14 protein-coding genes are annotated in these 15,565 nt (G+C 44.0%); 7 read left to right on the top strand and 7 right to left on the bottom strand.

The genetic code is table 11. From position 1 onward, the window contains the following. Positions 1-99 precede the first annotated feature (99 nt). Together HYN49_RS07620 and HYN49_RS07615 are read right to left on the bottom strand one after the other, a co-directional pair. Positions 100-759 carry a response regulator gene (locus tag HYN49_RS07620; protein ID WP_108903565.1) on the bottom strand — a complete coding sequence of 220 codons (660 nt, stop codon included), beginning with the start codon at positions 757-759 and terminating at the stop codon, positions 100-102. Between the two features lie 192 nt (positions 760-951). Further along, entirely contained in the window at positions 952-6,885 is a 5,934-nt protein-coding gene (locus HYN49_RS07615; protein WP_146185063.1) for an Ig-like domain-containing protein, read from the bottom strand. 246 nt (positions 6,886-7,131) lie between these two features. Between HYN49_RS07615 and HYN49_RS07610 the strand changes: the two genes are divergently transcribed. The 4 genes from HYN49_RS07610 to HYN49_RS07595 all read left to right on the top strand — a co-directional run bounded on the left by HYN49_RS07610 (position 7,132) and on the right by HYN49_RS07595 (position 9,571). Then, a complete protein-coding gene (locus HYN49_RS07610; RefSeq protein ID WP_108903563.1) occupies positions 7,132-7,449 on the top strand; it encodes a hypothetical protein in 318 nt (105 codons plus the stop codon). Between the two features lie 280 nt (positions 7,450-7,729). Continuing rightward, positions 7,730-8,083 carry a hypothetical protein gene (locus HYN49_RS15240; protein ID WP_245892150.1) on the top strand — a complete coding sequence of 118 codons (354 nt, stop codon included), beginning with the start codon at positions 7,730-7,732 and terminating at the stop codon, positions 8,081-8,083. A 7-nt stretch (positions 8,084-8,090) separates the two neighbouring features. Further along, complete coding sequence (locus HYN49_RS07600) at positions 8,091-8,885, top strand: sensor histidine kinase (protein ID WP_108903561.1); 795 nt, start codon at positions 8,091-8,093, stop codon at positions 8,883-8,885. Between the two features lie 11 nt (positions 8,886-8,896). Further along, on the top strand, positions 8,897-9,571 hold the full coding sequence (locus HYN49_RS07595) for a response regulator transcription factor (protein ID WP_108903560.1): 675 nt from the start codon (positions 8,897-8,899) through the stop codon (positions 9,569-9,571). On the opposite strand, the gene HYN49_RS07590 is transcribed toward HYN49_RS07595, so the two are convergent. The 5 genes from HYN49_RS07590 to HYN49_RS15160 all read right to left on the bottom strand — a co-directional run bounded on the left by HYN49_RS07590 (position 9,572) and on the right by HYN49_RS15160 (position 12,769). Continuing rightward, entirely contained in the window at positions 9,572-10,645 is a 1,074-nt protein-coding gene (locus HYN49_RS07590) for a T9SS type A sorting domain-containing protein (protein ID WP_108903559.1), read from the bottom strand. A gap of 72 nt (positions 10,646-10,717) precedes the next feature. Beyond that, on the bottom strand, positions 10,718-11,284 hold the full coding sequence (locus tag HYN49_RS07585; RefSeq protein WP_108903558.1) for a phage tail protein: 567 nt from the start codon (positions 11,282-11,284) through the stop codon (positions 10,718-10,720). 26 nt (positions 11,285-11,310) lie between these two features. Then, a complete protein-coding gene (locus HYN49_RS07580) occupies positions 11,311-11,859 on the bottom strand; it encodes a phage tail protein (RefSeq protein WP_108903557.1) in 549 nt (182 codons plus the stop codon). A 33-nt stretch (positions 11,860-11,892) separates the two neighbouring features. Then, positions 11,893-12,441 carry a phage tail protein gene (locus HYN49_RS07575; RefSeq protein ID WP_108903556.1) on the bottom strand — a complete coding sequence of 183 codons (549 nt, stop codon included), beginning with the start codon at positions 12,439-12,441 and terminating at the stop codon, positions 11,893-11,895. 190 nt (positions 12,442-12,631) lie between these two features. Next, positions 12,632-12,769, bottom strand: coding sequence for a hypothetical protein (locus tag HYN49_RS15160; RefSeq protein WP_181368927.1), 138 nt, complete (start codon positions 12,767-12,769; stop codon positions 12,632-12,634). Positions 12,770-13,046: 277 nt separating this feature from the next. Here HYN49_RS15160 and HYN49_RS07570 point away from each other — a divergent pair, with 277 nt between their 5' ends. The 3 genes from HYN49_RS07570 to HYN49_RS07560 all read left to right on the top strand — a co-directional run bounded on the left by HYN49_RS07570 (position 13,047) and on the right by HYN49_RS07560 (position 15,470). Next, complete coding sequence (locus HYN49_RS07570) at positions 13,047-13,316, top strand: hypothetical protein (RefSeq protein ID WP_108903555.1); 270 nt, start codon at positions 13,047-13,049, stop codon at positions 13,314-13,316. A 248-nt stretch (positions 13,317-13,564) separates the two neighbouring features. Then, positions 13,565-14,941 carry a DNA recombination protein RmuC gene (gene rmuC, locus HYN49_RS07565; RefSeq protein ID WP_108903554.1) on the top strand — a complete coding sequence of 459 codons (1,377 nt, stop codon included), beginning with the start codon at positions 13,565-13,567 and terminating at the stop codon, positions 14,939-14,941. Next, positions 14,922-15,470, top strand: coding sequence for an acyl-CoA thioesterase (locus HYN49_RS07560; RefSeq protein ID WP_108903553.1), 549 nt, complete (start codon positions 14,922-14,924; stop codon positions 15,468-15,470). Before rmuC ends, HYN49_RS07560 begins: the two co-directional genes overlap by 20 nt. Positions 15,471-15,565: the final 95 nt, after the last annotated feature.

Here is a 15,565-nt window from a genome sequence, read left to right as displayed (position 1 = left end):
TATAGGAATTTTACGTTGTTGGAAATAGCGTATTTTTACCTGAAATGAGTCCAGCCGCAAATTTTGTATGTTTCCAATTCGGAACATAAAATTGTCATTCTAAACCAACTTATTGTCGATGGCAAATTTCACCAAAGCAGCCGTGTTCGGAAGGTTGAGCTTGGCCAGCATATTGTTCCTATGGGTGTTGACGGTTTTTACGGAAAGGAATAATGTTTCTGCAATTTCCTGATTTGTAAAACCTTCCGCTATCATTTTAAGGATTGATTTCTCACGGGGCGTAACGACCTGTTCACTGAATTGGATGTAATCGCCTTTGGTGACGGGTTTTCCGGCTTTATCTTTTGCAAAAAAATCAGACAATTGCGGCGAAAGGTAAATGCCATTGCCCTGTACGGTCTGGAATGCCCTTATGAATTCCGAAGCATTCGCATTCTTAATCAGCAAACCATCGGCTCCGGCTTTAAAAACGCGGTTCACGGTATCAAAGTCTGACATCATACTCACCATCAATATCTTGATGTTTGGCCTGTGGCTTTTAATTTCGCGTGTCGCTTCAATGCCATCGATGACTGGCATGTTGATATCCATCAATACGATATCAAAATCCTGTTTCATGCATTTGTCGATTGCTTCTTTGCCGTTGAGCGCGAATTCTGAAATTTCTGTACCAAGGTGCTCCTGCAATATCAGTTTGAGGCCTCCTATAAAAAGCTGGTGATCGTCTGCAATGAGTAGTTTAAGCTTTTGGTATGACATAGCTGGGCTGGCTTTATCCCCGCATCTTATCAGCCATAGGCTACTAAGGCCAGTTCAAAAAGGGGACAATAGTGCACGCAAGATAGCCATTATATCCAAAACCGCAATTCCGGTTCCAACGCCCCAAAATAAAAAAACTCCCACTTGAAGCAGGAGTTTTTCGTGATTTTGATTTTTTGATTCAAACAGCAATTAATTGACGGCCTTTTTTGTAATCATCCTTCCGTCCGTAGATGTAATCTGTACCAATAATACTTCCTGGTCTACATTTAAATCTGTAAGTGCCGTTTCAGAAGCATTGATATTTCTTTTTTCGTAAATAAGCCTGCCGCGGATATCAAAAACTTTAACGTTATCCATCGCTATGGCACCAGAATTGATTTTAACAATACCCTGATCCTTGTAAAGCACAACCTGGCTGCTGTCGAGTACAGGCGTTGCTGTTCCAAGCGGGCTGTTTTGGTAGACCACTTCGAATCGGTTGTGGTAGGTTCCGGCAGTAGCTGCAAAATTATAATCGGATAATTTGATGTTGTGGATCGCACCTGTAAGATTGTCTTTTAAGAACACGTCCTGTGCATCGCTGAACAATCCATCAACATGGTCGAGCGAAATGGTGTAAGTACCTGCAACATCAGTCCTGAATCCTAACCGAACAACGTCAGTATCTGCAAATGGCAATGCCCTACCCTGGATTACATATTCGCTGTCGTTAATGACGCTGTACAATTTCGTTCCCTGGAGTTCAACCAGTTTCCCGTCGAAACGCAGGTCAAAATCATTCGTAGCCTCAGCCACATAACCCAAAAGCATTTGATTGATTGATCCCTGCGATGAAGAAAGGTTCAGCCAGATGCGGCTTTTCTGTTCCGGGTTGTTTGACGCCCTGTAAAACTGGTCATCGGTATTATTGACCCGCATGCTGTTTGTAAATACCGCATTTCCTGCTGCGTTGGCCAGGGCCATGAAGCCTTGCCCTGTCTGAATCGTACCATTTGGCAATGCACTGGCAGGAACAGTGTTGGAAGCCGCTGCTGCTCCGGTGGCATTGTAAGAAGCATAATTTGCACCGCTTGGCGCGCTTTGTTGCATATGTGTCCAGTAATAAATTGTCCCGATGCTTGGATTGGCAGCCAGGAACAGATCGGCATTGATTGGTGACGGATAAGGATTTCCTATAAGGTTATAACCCTGGGCGTTGTGCGTTATCGGAATAGAAATATCCCCTTTGCGCGGAACGCCAGTAAAAATGCCTTCAAAAACTGTCGGGGTATTCGGTACATAATTGTCAGGAGCACGGATGGCGTATCCTTTGGCTGCCTGGAATGTATTGGTCGCCGGATTTACATACACGAAAGCATTCGTGGTTTCGCTGATTTCATAAAAACGTGTTGGCAGCGTAGCCGGCGAGAATGCCAGCAGATTTTGTCCTACAACAGGTGAAGACCAGTACACATAATCCTGGCGGATCATCGTAGCATTTCTTTTGATCGTGATATTTCCTGAATTTCCTGTGGTAACTGAGCCACTCTGGATCAGGTTCGCGTTGTTTTCAAAGGTTAAGGTTGCGCCGCTCTGTACAGTAACGTTACCAGTAATGGTAATGTTATCTCCAGAGTTTATGATGGCATTGAATCCAGACCCAACAATCAGGCTACAAGCCGAGAATCCTCCCGGGTTTGCCGATGCCGAATCATAATCGCCATTAATAATCGCCGGCTGGGTGGCCACAGGATTCCCGCCAGACCAGAACAAACCATTCCAGACGGTTGGCTGTGAACAGGCCGTGATGTAGAATATCGAGAATTGTGTTGCGGCGAAATTATTATTTCCGGCAGCATCCGTAGCCACATTAGCAGCCACATTCACTACCTTATTGCCATTGCCGGTCGGCGTGAGATTGACACTATAAGATGAACCGCTTCCTGAAAACCCTGAAAGTGTTCCACCGGTAGCAGTAATGTCTGTTTGTATAAAATTGACAACAGGTTCACTGAAGTTAATATTGATTACAATAGGATTGGCACTTGTAGGCGTAGACTGTGGGGATGAAATAGTCACGGTTGGCCTGGTCCGGTCAGACGTAATTGCGAACGTCCCAACCGTATTCCCGTTTCCGGCAGCATCGTTTGCCACACCGGCAAAGACGAAAACATTGATTGTCGCGTCAGAAGAAGGTATAAGATTGGCAGTATATGTAGTGCCGCTTCCTGAAAAGCCTGAAATGGTACCGCTGGAAACGAATATATCTGTCGCAATAAAATTGGTCACCGATTCAGCAAAAGTAAATGTAAGTGGAATAGTGCTCAGGTTTGTAGGATTATTTGCCGATGAAGAGATGGTCACCGCCGGTCCGTTTTTATCAGACACCACACTGTATTGTGAGGCTGCCGTATTTCCATTTCCGGCTGCATCATTCGCAACCCCTGCGCTTACATTCACTGTAACGGTACCGTCAGCCGTTGGCGTAACAGTTGCGGTATAAGTGGTTCCGCTTCCTGAGAAGTTAGACAAAGAGCCATTCCCTACAGTAATATCACCTGAAACGAAATTTACCACGCTCTCGCTGAAAGTAACGGTAACCTGGAAACTATTGGCATTGGTCGGATTCGTCGTGCCCGGCGATGTGATCGCAACTGATGGCTGTACCGCATCATAAACCCTGCTGAATTGTGTTGCGGCAGTATTGGTATTACCAGCAGCATCATTAGCAACACCTGCGGCTATGTCTGCAGTCACGGTTCCGTTTGCCGAAGGAGCAATATTAAAGGTATAAGTAGTGCCGCTTCCGCTAAAAGAGTTCAGCGTACCGTTACCTATCGTTACATCCGTAGCAATAAAATTCGAAACCGATTCGCTAAACGTCACTGTCACCGCAATACTGCCAGAATTGGTTGGGTTTGGCACTGCAGACGAAATCGAAACCGTTGGCTGTGTATTGTCAAAAGTCCTGCTCAGTTGTGTTGCGGCTGTGTTTGTGTTTCCTGCAGCGTCATTAGCCACTCCGGCAGAAACATCCAGTGTAACGGTGCCGTTGGCAGAAGGCACAACGGTAAAAGTATAAGTAGAACCGCTTCCACTAAATGAGTTTATGGACCCGTTTGAAATAGTGATATCACCCTGCACAAAATTTGCTACTGATTCACTGAAACTAATCGTCACAGGAATATTGGCATTTGTAGGGTTTGGAGCCGCCGACGAAATAGAAACCGTAGGCTGGACATTGTCATACACGATGCTGAACTGCGTTGCAGCAGTATTCGTATTTCCGGCAGCATCGTCTGCAACACCTGCGCCAACATTGACCGTTACTGTGCCATTAGCCGAAGGGACGATATTGAAAGTATACGTTGTACCGCTTCCGCTAAAGGTATTCAGTGTTCCATTACCCACAACTACATCAGTACTAATGAAATTCGCAACAGATTCGCTAAAGGTTACCGTAACAGCAATACTGCCCGAGTTGGTTGGGTTTGCCGCAGCCGAGGAAATCGAAACCGTAGGCTGAACATTATCAAAAGTCCGGCTCAATTGCGTAGCGGCGGTATTCACATTTCCGGCAGCGTCATTGGCAACACCTGCACCTACGTTAACCGTCACTGCACCGTTTGCAGCGGGAACAATCGTAAAAGTATAAGTAGTGCCACTTCCGCTGAAGGAATTCAGCGTACCATTGCCCACAGAAACATCCCCTGATACAAAGTTCACAACAGATTCGCTAAATGTGACGGTAACGGGGATATTGGCATTGGTAGGGTTCGCAGCGCCTGACGTGATTGACGTGCCAGGCTGTACATTGTCAAAAGTCCTGCTCAATTGTGTCGCAGCGGTATTTAGGTTTCCGGCAGCATCGTTGGCAACACCGGCATTAACATCTACGGTTACAGGGCCATTGGCTGATGGTACAATATTAAAGGTATAAGTTGTCCCGCTTCCGCTAAAAGTGTTCAGCGTACCATTTCCAACAGTGACATCGCCGGAAACAAAATTTGAAACCGATTCGCTGAAAGTTACCGTAACCGGAATACTCGTCGAATTGGTAGGATTTGAAGTTATTGAGGTAATTGAAACCGTAGGTTGTTGGCTGTCATGCACCCTGGTCAGCGATGTTGCGGCAGTATTGGTATTTCCGGCAGCATCATTGGCCACACCGGCATTGACCGCTACAGTTACCGTTGTATTGGCTGTAGGGACCACGTTAAAAGTATAGGTTGTTCCGCTTCCGCTAAAAGAGTTCAGCGAACCATTACCTATCGTTACATCCGTAGCAATAAAATTGGCAACTGATTCACTGAAAGTAACCGTTACGGGAATACTATTCGAATTGGTCGGATTTGCTGTCGCAGAGCTGATGCTGACAGTTGGCTGGATGTTGTCATAAACGATACTGTATTGAGAAGCGGCAGCATTTCCGTTTCCGGGGCCATCTGTCGCCACACCGCCACTGATGTTTACTGCCACTGTACCATTGGTCGTCGGGGCAAGGTTCACAGTATATGTAGTTCCGCTGCCTGAAAATGTATTCAGCGTTCCGCCGCTCACCGTGATATCACCTACCACAAATCCTGTTACAGATTCACTGAACGTAATCGTTAAAGGAATAGAAGAAGCATTAGTCGTTCCCGAGGCTCCGGATATGGAAACTGTCGGTGAAGTCCTGTCTGAAGTAATGGAGAAGTTGGTCGCGGCATTATTATTGTTGGACGCTGCATCCACAGCGACACCAGCAGCAACACTTACAGTGACGGCACCATCTGCAGTAGGCGCAACCAACAGCGAATAACTGTTTCCGCTACCACTGAAATTACTTTTCGTACCGTTGCCCACAACGACATCGTTGATATCGAATCCGGTCACCGACTCACTAAAGGAAATATTTATGGTAATGGAAGCCACATTCGTCGGGCTTGTCTGGGCAGAACTGATGGTTACGGTAGGATTAATGCGATCCATAGTATGGGTTGCACCGGTAGTAAAGGCTGCAACAGTACCGTTCGTACCGTTTCCGTTGCCATAGGCATCAACGATATTTGTATTGCCGTTTAGGTTTAACCTAAAACTTCCGGCCGTGTTTGTAGCCGTACTGACGCTAACTGTATACGTAGTACCGCTGCCGCTAACGCCACTTACAGTGCCCGAAGCGTTCCCTGTTGCGGTCGAGACGGTAAAGTCATCCGTGCTCACATTACTTACAGTTTCGTCAAAAGTAACGGTAAAGCTAACGCTCGTTGCATTTGCAGCAGGCGAGCCAACCAATGTTATGGATTGGCAAACAGGCTTAATATTGTCTGAACCTGTGACGCTATAGTTACCCGCAAGTTTATTGGTCCAGCCAGTAGCTACACCTCCTACTGTAAGGTCTGGAAATTCCGCACCGGCTGTTCCATCATATCGGCCCCATTTGGCACGTGTAGCGATATTAGACAATAAGACCGCCCTGCTTCCAGAAGCTGGATTTGCTTCATAACGTATGTTGTCCGCTTCATCGGCTTCAAGACTACCCATTCCTACCGCTACGGCCGTTGATCCATCAACAAGGCCATCAGGCAGGTTGGAAACATTGTTTCTCAGCGAACTGGCGTTGTAAGAAGCCGTATTCCCGGTAGCTGAAGCCCAATTCAATGTAGCGGTGGTCGCCGCAAAAATGGGTGTAAAAAAGCCTAAAGTCCCGAACGAGCTACTTGTGGTCGCAGTCGTACTGGTAAAGACAATGATCTGGTCACCGGAATTCGGAAGGTTAAATCCAGCAGCGCGTTCACCACATTTGGTTCCTGTAACGCACTGGTAATTCGTCGGTGCCGTAGCAGTCCAGTTACTGACCACCTGTGGCACGCCGGCAAGCACACCTGCTGCAGGAACAGTATATTTAATCAATGATTCTGATGCTGCGGCAGCGCCCATAAAAGCGTTGTCCTGGTCATTCCACCCCGCATCGGTAAAATAAATCACGGTCCCGGAATTCAGGTTGATCAACGGCATCCAGCAGAATTCACCCTGTGGCGTAGGACCGGAATCAGCCGATATCCCAAGGATAACAATGTCTCCTGCTACCAGTGTCTGGGCTCCGGCATCCAGGCTGGATACCATCAGTGTCAGTCCAAATAACAATTGTAATAGTTTTTTCATAATTTAAGTAGTTGGTTTATTTTACTGCACATTTTCATAAATCAATGACAATTAACCGGTTGTAAAGTCAATATTTGCAGTTGAAGCAAATTTAGAAATTTTATTCCTTTATATTATACGTAAAAATACGTGTTTCTATACCCCGTAAAAACACCTGTTTTTATATACTCCAGCCTGATTTTCGATTTTAATCCTTAGCTTTAGGCCACAATTATTTATTTATTTTAATCCCTAATTATTTATCTTATGACAAGCGAAAATGTAATTCCTTTAGAAACAGCCCAGGAGTGGGCACAAGCCTGGGTAAGCAGCGGAATCAGCCCGGTGAAGGCTTATCTTATTCCAGAAGCGGACATCACACAGTTAATGGCTGAGCCTGAAGTGCAGGATGTGCGTGCTTATATGGGTATTGATGGCAACGGTGTTTCAAAAATGATGCTTGTAGGCGTTGACAAAAGCGGAAATGACCTCATCGATTACAACAACGGATTGTATGTGTATGATTTTACAATGCCTTGTCCGACAACGTGTGATACTTCAAGTCCATTATATTTCGTAAGATAAAACCATGGCTGAAATTCTGGCATTGACGGGCTACTCGGTTTTGCTTATAAATTTAGTTTTATTTGCATACAAAATACAATATAACAAAACTGCGCCTTACAGAATTTTCACGCTTTACACTGCTATTATATTAATTATACAAGTAGCATCGTACACCTTAAGTTATTATAAAGTTCACAACCTGTTCCTGTCCCATTTTTACTTTATTTTACAATTTATCCTGCTAAGTTTATTTTATCACGCTTTATTAAAGGAAAAATTTCAGAAAAAAATCGTAAAAATGGGATTAGCAACAGTGTTATTGGCATTAAGCATTCAATATACGCTTATACCAGGCCTGTTTTTTAAATTTAATTTGTTTGAGATATTCCTGACATCTTTTACACTTATTATTTTCTCTACCTTCCATTTTTATAACCTGCTAAACCAGAAAAAGGAATTCTACTACATCAATTCGGGAATTTTGGTATATCTTTTTGGGAGTACAGTACTCTTTCTTACTGGTAATTTAGTTTCGAGCCTCAGTTCAGAAGTGAATACCATTACCTGGACATTAAACGCTTTCCTATATGTTATTTATCAGCTTTTTGTACTTGTAGAATGTGCAAAATTCTCAAGGTTTAACTATAAATAGGAAACAAATGGGTACAAATAGCGTTGCTGACAATGACGTAATGGTGGTTATTATTTACACCAGTGTTGCTTTCTTAATGATGGCCGTTGTACTGGTTTTATTCTATCACTTTTCAAGAAAAAAAATCGTACAGCACGAACTGGAAAAAAGGGACCTCAAAATCAGCCACCAGCAGGATTTATTGAAAGCCACCATCATTACACAGGAAGAAGAACGCAAACGCATTGCACAGGACCTTCACGACGACATCAGCTCTAAACTCAACATCGTATCACTCAATACGCATTTGCTCACTACGTCAGGGCTATCGGAAATTGAGCTATCGGAAATCACAAGCAACATCATCGAACTTACCGGCAAAGCACTGGAAAATTCCCGAAGGATAGCGCACGACCTCTTACCGCCTGTCCTCGAAAAATTCGGACTGCATGCGGCCATTGAAGAATTGTGCCATGAGTTCAAGACTGCTAAACAGGCTGAAATTCATTTCGAGAATAAGTTACCCGCTTTCCATGTTACGGAAGAAGAAATGCAGCTCCAGGTATTCAGGGTACTTCAGGAATTGCTGAATAATTCTTTCCGCCACGGAAAAGCCACAGTCATCAACATATGCTTCGAGGAAAGGGATGGGCGCCGCACCTGCCTTTATTCAGACAACGGCCGCGGTTTTGACCCATCTGAAATTCAAAACAAAAAAGGCCTTGGCATGAAAAATATTGAAAGCCGCATTGCTATTCTTAATGGGAATCTTAACTTTGACAGTGCCGTTAACAACGGTGTGCAGGTTTCATTCACTTTTTAAACTTTTTTATTATGGCCCCAAGCAAAATAAAAATAGCCCTAGCCGATGACGAATTGCTTTTCAGGAAAGGCATCGCTTTCCTGCTCCAGCGCGAAAAGAACCTTGAAATCATTTTCGAGGCATCAAATGGCTCTGAGCTCATAACCTACCTTAAGGAACAACCGGAACAACCCGACATCATCCTGATGGACTTGAAAATGCCCATGCTTAATGGTGTTGAAGCGACAAAAGTCATCCACAAAATGTTTCCCGGAATCCGGATCATCGCGCTGACGAGTTACAATACCAAACCTTTTATTGCCAATATGATCCAGGTGGGCGCGGTATCGTTTATCGTAAAGAATGCCACGCCTCAGGAAGTGATCCACACGATCAATGAAGTGGACCAGAAAGGATTTTACTACAGCCCAGAAGTCATGAAAATCATCCATGACGATATGCTGACCAAGAAAACCACAAGGAGCAATCTTGACACGGAATACCTTACTGCACGCGAAATTAAGATACTGGAATTGATCTGCGAACAGAAAAGCACCATCGAAATCGGAGAAGTATTATTCATCAGTCCGCGCACCGTGGAAGGACACCGCAATAATCTGCTCATAAAAACAGAGTCCCGCAATATAGCAGGACTTGTTGTTTATGCAATACAAAATAAGATTGTAACGTTGAATATCGCAAACTGATTATTCCACAACAATCCTTTTCATAATTGTCGAGCCGTCAATGTCAAGGCGCAAAATATAAACTCCGGCAGCTATTTCCGATACATCGAGCTGTCCGCTGTTTACATTAAGCGTTTTTATGGATTTTCCTGTCATATCAATGACATCAGCCTTCCTGATATCTTTTCCTGATGAATTGCGGATATATAACATGTCTTTAGCTGGATTTGGCCCAACGATGATCTGGTTGTCAATCAGATCCGGTGAAACTGACAGCGGATTGACAGTAAAGGCATTCACTCCGTTAGAAGACCACCCGCTGGCCACGGTCCCAAATTCGATATCATTCCCAAACGCGGCATCATACCTGGCCCAGTTCGACAATTGCGAAACTGCAAACAGTATTTCATCTCTTGTTCCGGTAGTTAGCCCTTCATATCTCGCATTATCCGATTCATCCGTTGCCAATGGACCGCTGCCCACCGCGACTGCATTTACTTGAGCGGTAAGTCCTGGCGGAAGGTTCGTCACATTGTGAACGTTTGACACCGGATTGATTCCGGCAGTATTGGTATTCAGTGCCGAGAATGACAAAGAGCTTCCCGTAACCATGAAAAGCGGCGTAAAGTTGGTAGTGCCAAATGAAGCCGGTACGCTGTCATCGTCGGTGGATTGAAAGGCAAGGACCTGGTCCCCTGAATTCGTAAGTGTCAGGAGCCCGTTAAAATCAGTACCGAATTGTGTTCCGGCAATCACAGCGTAGTCTGCAGGTATGGATGCTTCAGTGACTGTCATCACAGTGCCGGCAGCAATACCGCCGGCAGGAACGGTATAACGCATCAATATCTCATCATTGAGCCCGTTTCCCATAAACATATTGTCGATTGCATTGTAACCGGAATCGGTAAAATATATTTTCGTGCCCGGAACCAGATCTACCAATGGCAGCCAGCTAAATTCATCAACCGAAGGCGTAACATCAATATCCACACCATACCCGATGATGACCACATCGCCGGTGTTGAGCGCCTGCGACTCACAAACAAAGGCATTGAATATCGTAAAGGCCATACATAAGCGGTAAATTTTTTTCATAAAATCAGTTTTTTATAAACAGAAAAATCCCTGCATTGCTTTAGGGATTTTTCTTTCAGTAATTTATTAATCTTAATTCCTTGAAGGATAAATACCATTTAGTGCAATACAATAGTTCAGTGCTAATGTCGGCCCGAGTATCGGCATAGGCTCATTCGCACCTGATGTCTGTACGTTCACTGTAGCATTTACAGTACCCATCACAGCATTGGCAGATGCTGCATATGTACTGGTTTGTGGTGTCCCGTGTGGGTAATTGCCAACAGGATCCGTGGTATCGGCATCATCACCGCTTTGCGCTTTCATCCCAACGGTAACAGTGCTACCTGGAGTTGGGATATGGAGGTGTTGTGCCAGGTTTGCAATCGTCAGGGTGACAGTTTCTTTACCATACACTTCTCCCAGTGTAACAGGTGCAAGTCCGGGGCCGGCAGTGCCGTTATTTGCATGGACCGGAATCCTGCCGCGCAGGTCCGGTAACTGAAAATTAGTAACTCCGTCGCCGCCGTAAGTAGTCCCCAATATTGAAAAGAGCGCCTGATTCTGATTGATCGGCAAAAGCTGACCGTTACAGAATAACCAGCCTTTCGGGGCAAAATTACCTGCCCATAATATGATTTGTCCTAAATATTGATCCATATTTTCTATTTTTTAAATTAACTGATTTATTGTCTTTGAGGGAATACACCTTGCATTGCGATACAATAGTTAAGCCCAAGCAAAGGTTGTGAAGTGGTGAAAGGTATTCCTTGCCCGGTTGCTGTTGTATATTGTCCCGGCGTTACGGTAGAGTTACCCATTACACCGTTTGAACCCCCTGCATAAATAGGGTTGGCATTACTACACAAGAAATTGTTCACCGGAGTATCGGAAGTCTCATCCACAGCTGTGTTTGCCCCAATCCCGGCAGTACCGGTCGTAACATGCGTATGCATCGGCATATTTGCAGGAAGCATCGTCATGGTCTGCATCCCGTATGATTCTCCTAAATCGCGTGGTGACAGGCCATTTCCGGTACCAGCGTTAACAGGTACACGCCCCCTGAGGTCCGGAAGCGCAAAAGTCACTTTACCATCACCTCCATAAGTAGTCCCTAAAATGGAAAACAATGCTGTATATCTTGATATGGGAAGAAGCGATCCATCACAGAAGGCCCATCCGTACGGGGGAAAATTCCCAGGAAAAATCATTAATGATCCTAATATTGGCTCCATAAATATTTTTTTTAAGATTATTTTTAATAGTTTTTAACTTTGTGACGGATATATTCCTGATGAGCAAATGCAAAACGTCATCACGAGTGATGGCTGGCAAATATCCATTGGCTGTGATCCGCCCTGGGGCATCATCGGAATGGTAAACGGGTCAGATTGCCCGGTTTGGCCATTCATGTTTGCAGAATAAGTATTGGTGCCCGGAAACCTTCTCAAATAATTCCCAACAGGATTATCTGAACTTTCTTCGTCGCCGTTATTACAAGCTGGCGCCACTGTAGCAGTAAGCACATGATTGTGCGCTGGCATCTGTGCGGTGGTCAGGGTAACAGTTTCAGATCCGCTCATTTGTCCAAGTGTGTAAGATTTAAGGCCCGGTCCGGTTCCAAAATGTTGCGGAGCCCTTCCCCTGAGGTCAGGCATTCCAAAAGTCGTCATCCCATCTCCGCCATACGTTGTTCCCAACAGATTGTAAAGCGCATCATTTTCAGCAATAGACTGTAATGAGCCATCACAAGGAAGATATCCAACCGGTATAAAGTTTCCGGCAAACAGCATAATTTGTCCTAAGTAAGGTTGCATGAATAATAGTTTAATTGGTTAATAATATTCCAAAACTAGGATTCATATTCCACACCCCACAGCGCAATTCTCCCCCTTTTTGAAATCAGGTAAAAATACGTAGCTCATCGTTTTTAACACAAAAAAAACCTCCTGAAGCGGAGGTTTTAAATGCTAATCAACAACTATTTATAATTATAAACTCAACTATTTATGACATAAAAATCACATTAATCGCCAATACATAATAAACGATCAGGGTCGCGATCAACGCATAAAAACCCGCTTTCCTGATAAAAGCCATTTTGCCTTTGCCTGCTGCTACACGGGGTGTTTCATCATTATACATGCTTTAAAGTATTGGTTTGTGAGCCAAAAATAAATCAACTCACCTAAACATTTTAGCGTATAAATACCTGTTTTTCAAAAAGGTCAAAATTTTTATCCGATAAAATTCCTTTCCCAATAAAATATATTCTCAAATCCAAGTTGGTTAAAGTAGGACAGATTATATCATAAATCTTAAGGTACTGTTAAATTATAAGATAATCATAAAATACTGTAAGCCACCACGCTGACCTAAGAAGTAATTTAGTAAAAAGTTTAAAACCATAAAATCAACTGTTATGAAAACCTTATCCTTAATGATGTCTGTTGTTGTATTTGTTGCCTCGGGTTATTTTTTCGTAACTGATTTGCGGCAAACCACCGAGCTGAATTACCTTATATATATGAGCCTGCTCGTCATCCTGATGCTCATCTGCATCGTAGGGGTGATGATCAATCTCCCGATGATCCTTCGCCAGCGCAGGAAAGTAAGGACATTGATCTACAACAGCTATTCGAGCAAACGCATTCCCAACAAGGAATTCGACAAGCAGCTCAGCATCCACTAGGCTATCTATTCTCTTTATACTGCAGGTTCCGCATCCGTCATGGTTTGCGGAACCTTTTTTATGTTTTCAGGAGCTGCTTCCCGCTGTCCACTATATCTTTTCCCTGCTAAAGAAGCAGGAAAAAGGATGCCGCTTCCATCGGGGCTAGGGTTTCCAGTCTGAATAAAATTTGTCAACAAATCAAATAACATTTAGACCCAAATTTAATTTGTTTCCATATTTTTACTTCCCACAAAACGCCACACAAAATGGAAACTACCACAATCATTGTCGTCTTTATCATCGCGCTCGCCATCGGGGTTTTCATCGGAAAACTGTTATTTTCCGCAAGGTTCCAGTCGGATAAAACGAGCCTGGAAGAAAAAATCATCGCGCTCAATACGCAATACACTTACCTTGACACACAGCTGAAAAACGAAAAAGCGGCGGCCGAAAAACAATTGCAGGCATTGATTCAGGAACGCGAAAACATCCGCACAGAAAAAGAAGCCTACGCCATACAGCTTTCGAAAAAGGAAACCGATTTCGACAACCTGCTCGAACGCCATTCCGAACAAAAAGCAGAAGTTGAAAAACTCCAGGAAAAATTCACCAGGGAATTCGAAAACCTCGCCAATAAGATATTGGAAGAAAAATCGGTAAAATTCACGGAGCAGAATAAGGAAAACCTCAAAAATATCCTGTCGCCGTTGCATGAAAAAATCCACCTTTTCGAGAAGAAAGTCGAGGACACCCATAAGGAAAGTATCGATTACCACGCCGCTTTACGCCAGCAAATATTGGGGCTCAGGGAAATGAACGAACAAATGAGCAAGGAAACCCTGAACCTCACCAAAGCCCTCAAAGGAGACAGCAAGATGCAGGGCAACTGGGGTGAACTCATTTTGGAACGCGTGCTCGAAAAATCCGGTCTGGAAAAAGGCCGGGAATATTTCGTACAGCAGAGCCACAGCAACGAAGACGGCAGCCGCGTATTTCCGGACGTGGTCATCAACCTGCCCGACGGCAAGAAAATGGTTGTCGATTCTAAAGTCACCCTCACGGCCTACGAACGTTTCATCAACGCCGAAGACGACACGCTTAAATCTGGTTATTTAAGGGAACACGTCTTATCCATCAAGCGCCACGTAGAGCAATTGGGCGAAAAAAATTACCACGATCTATACCAAATGGAAAGCCCGGATTTCGTGCTGCTTTTCATCCCGATTGAATCCGCATTTGCATTGGCACTAAACGAAGACACGACGTTATACAACCGTGCCTTCGAGAAAAATATCGTGATCGTAACCCCTTCCACCCTGCTCGCAACGTTACGCACGATCGACAGCATGTGGACGAACCAGAAACAGCAGGAAAATGCGTTGGAAATTGCAAGGCAGGCAGGGGCTTTATATGATAAATTCGAAGGATTCGTAACCGATCTGGTCAAAATCGGAAAAAAGATGGACGAAGCCAAAACGGAATACCAGGGCGCGATGAACAAACTTTTTGACGGTAAAGGAAACCTCATCAACAGTGTGGAAAAACTCAAAAAAATGGGCGCCAAAGCCAAAAAAGCGCTTCCGGAAAACATCCTGAAGCGCGCTGAAACCGAAGAAAACGACCATGACGAAACACACATTTAAACCCGTATCAGACTCATACGTCACGATTTCCGAACTGATGCTGCCATCGCATTCCAATTTCAGCGGAAAAATCCATGGTGGTTATATTTTATCGTTAATGGATCAGATCGCATTCGCCTGTGCGTCAAAATTTTCAGGATATTACTGTGTCACAGCCTCTGTGGACACGGTCGATTTCTTAAACCCGATTGAAATTGGCGAATTGGTGATGATGAAAGCCAGCGTGAATTATACCGGAAAAAGTTCGATGATCATAGGCATACGCGTCGATGCTGAAAATATCCGTACAGGCATCACCAAACATTGCAATTCATCATATTTTACCATGGTCGCGAAAGATGAGAACGGGAAAAATGCTTCAGTACCGGGATTATTGCTGAGGGATTTTGAGGAAGTGCGCCGCTTTTACCGCTGCATTAAACAGATTTCCCAAAAGAAGGAACGCGACAGCCATGAAGAAATATTTGGCTATAAATCATCAGCATCTTTAGAAAATTTAAAAAAATTCAATATCAAGGTAGGGTTTTAACCGACTTGATTGTTATATAAACGGTTAATTATATACAAATGTGAAAAATTCAATTATATTAAAAATTTTTCAACAAGCTTGCATTTAAATCAATT

The organism is Flavobacterium pallidum (assembly GCF_003097535.1).
GTDB classification, from domain to species: Bacteria; Bacteroidota; Bacteroidia; order Flavobacteriales; family Flavobacteriaceae; genus Flavobacterium; species Flavobacterium pallidum.
Note: the sequence above shows the minus strand (reverse complement) of the source record. Positions and strands in the feature narration are given on the sequence as shown.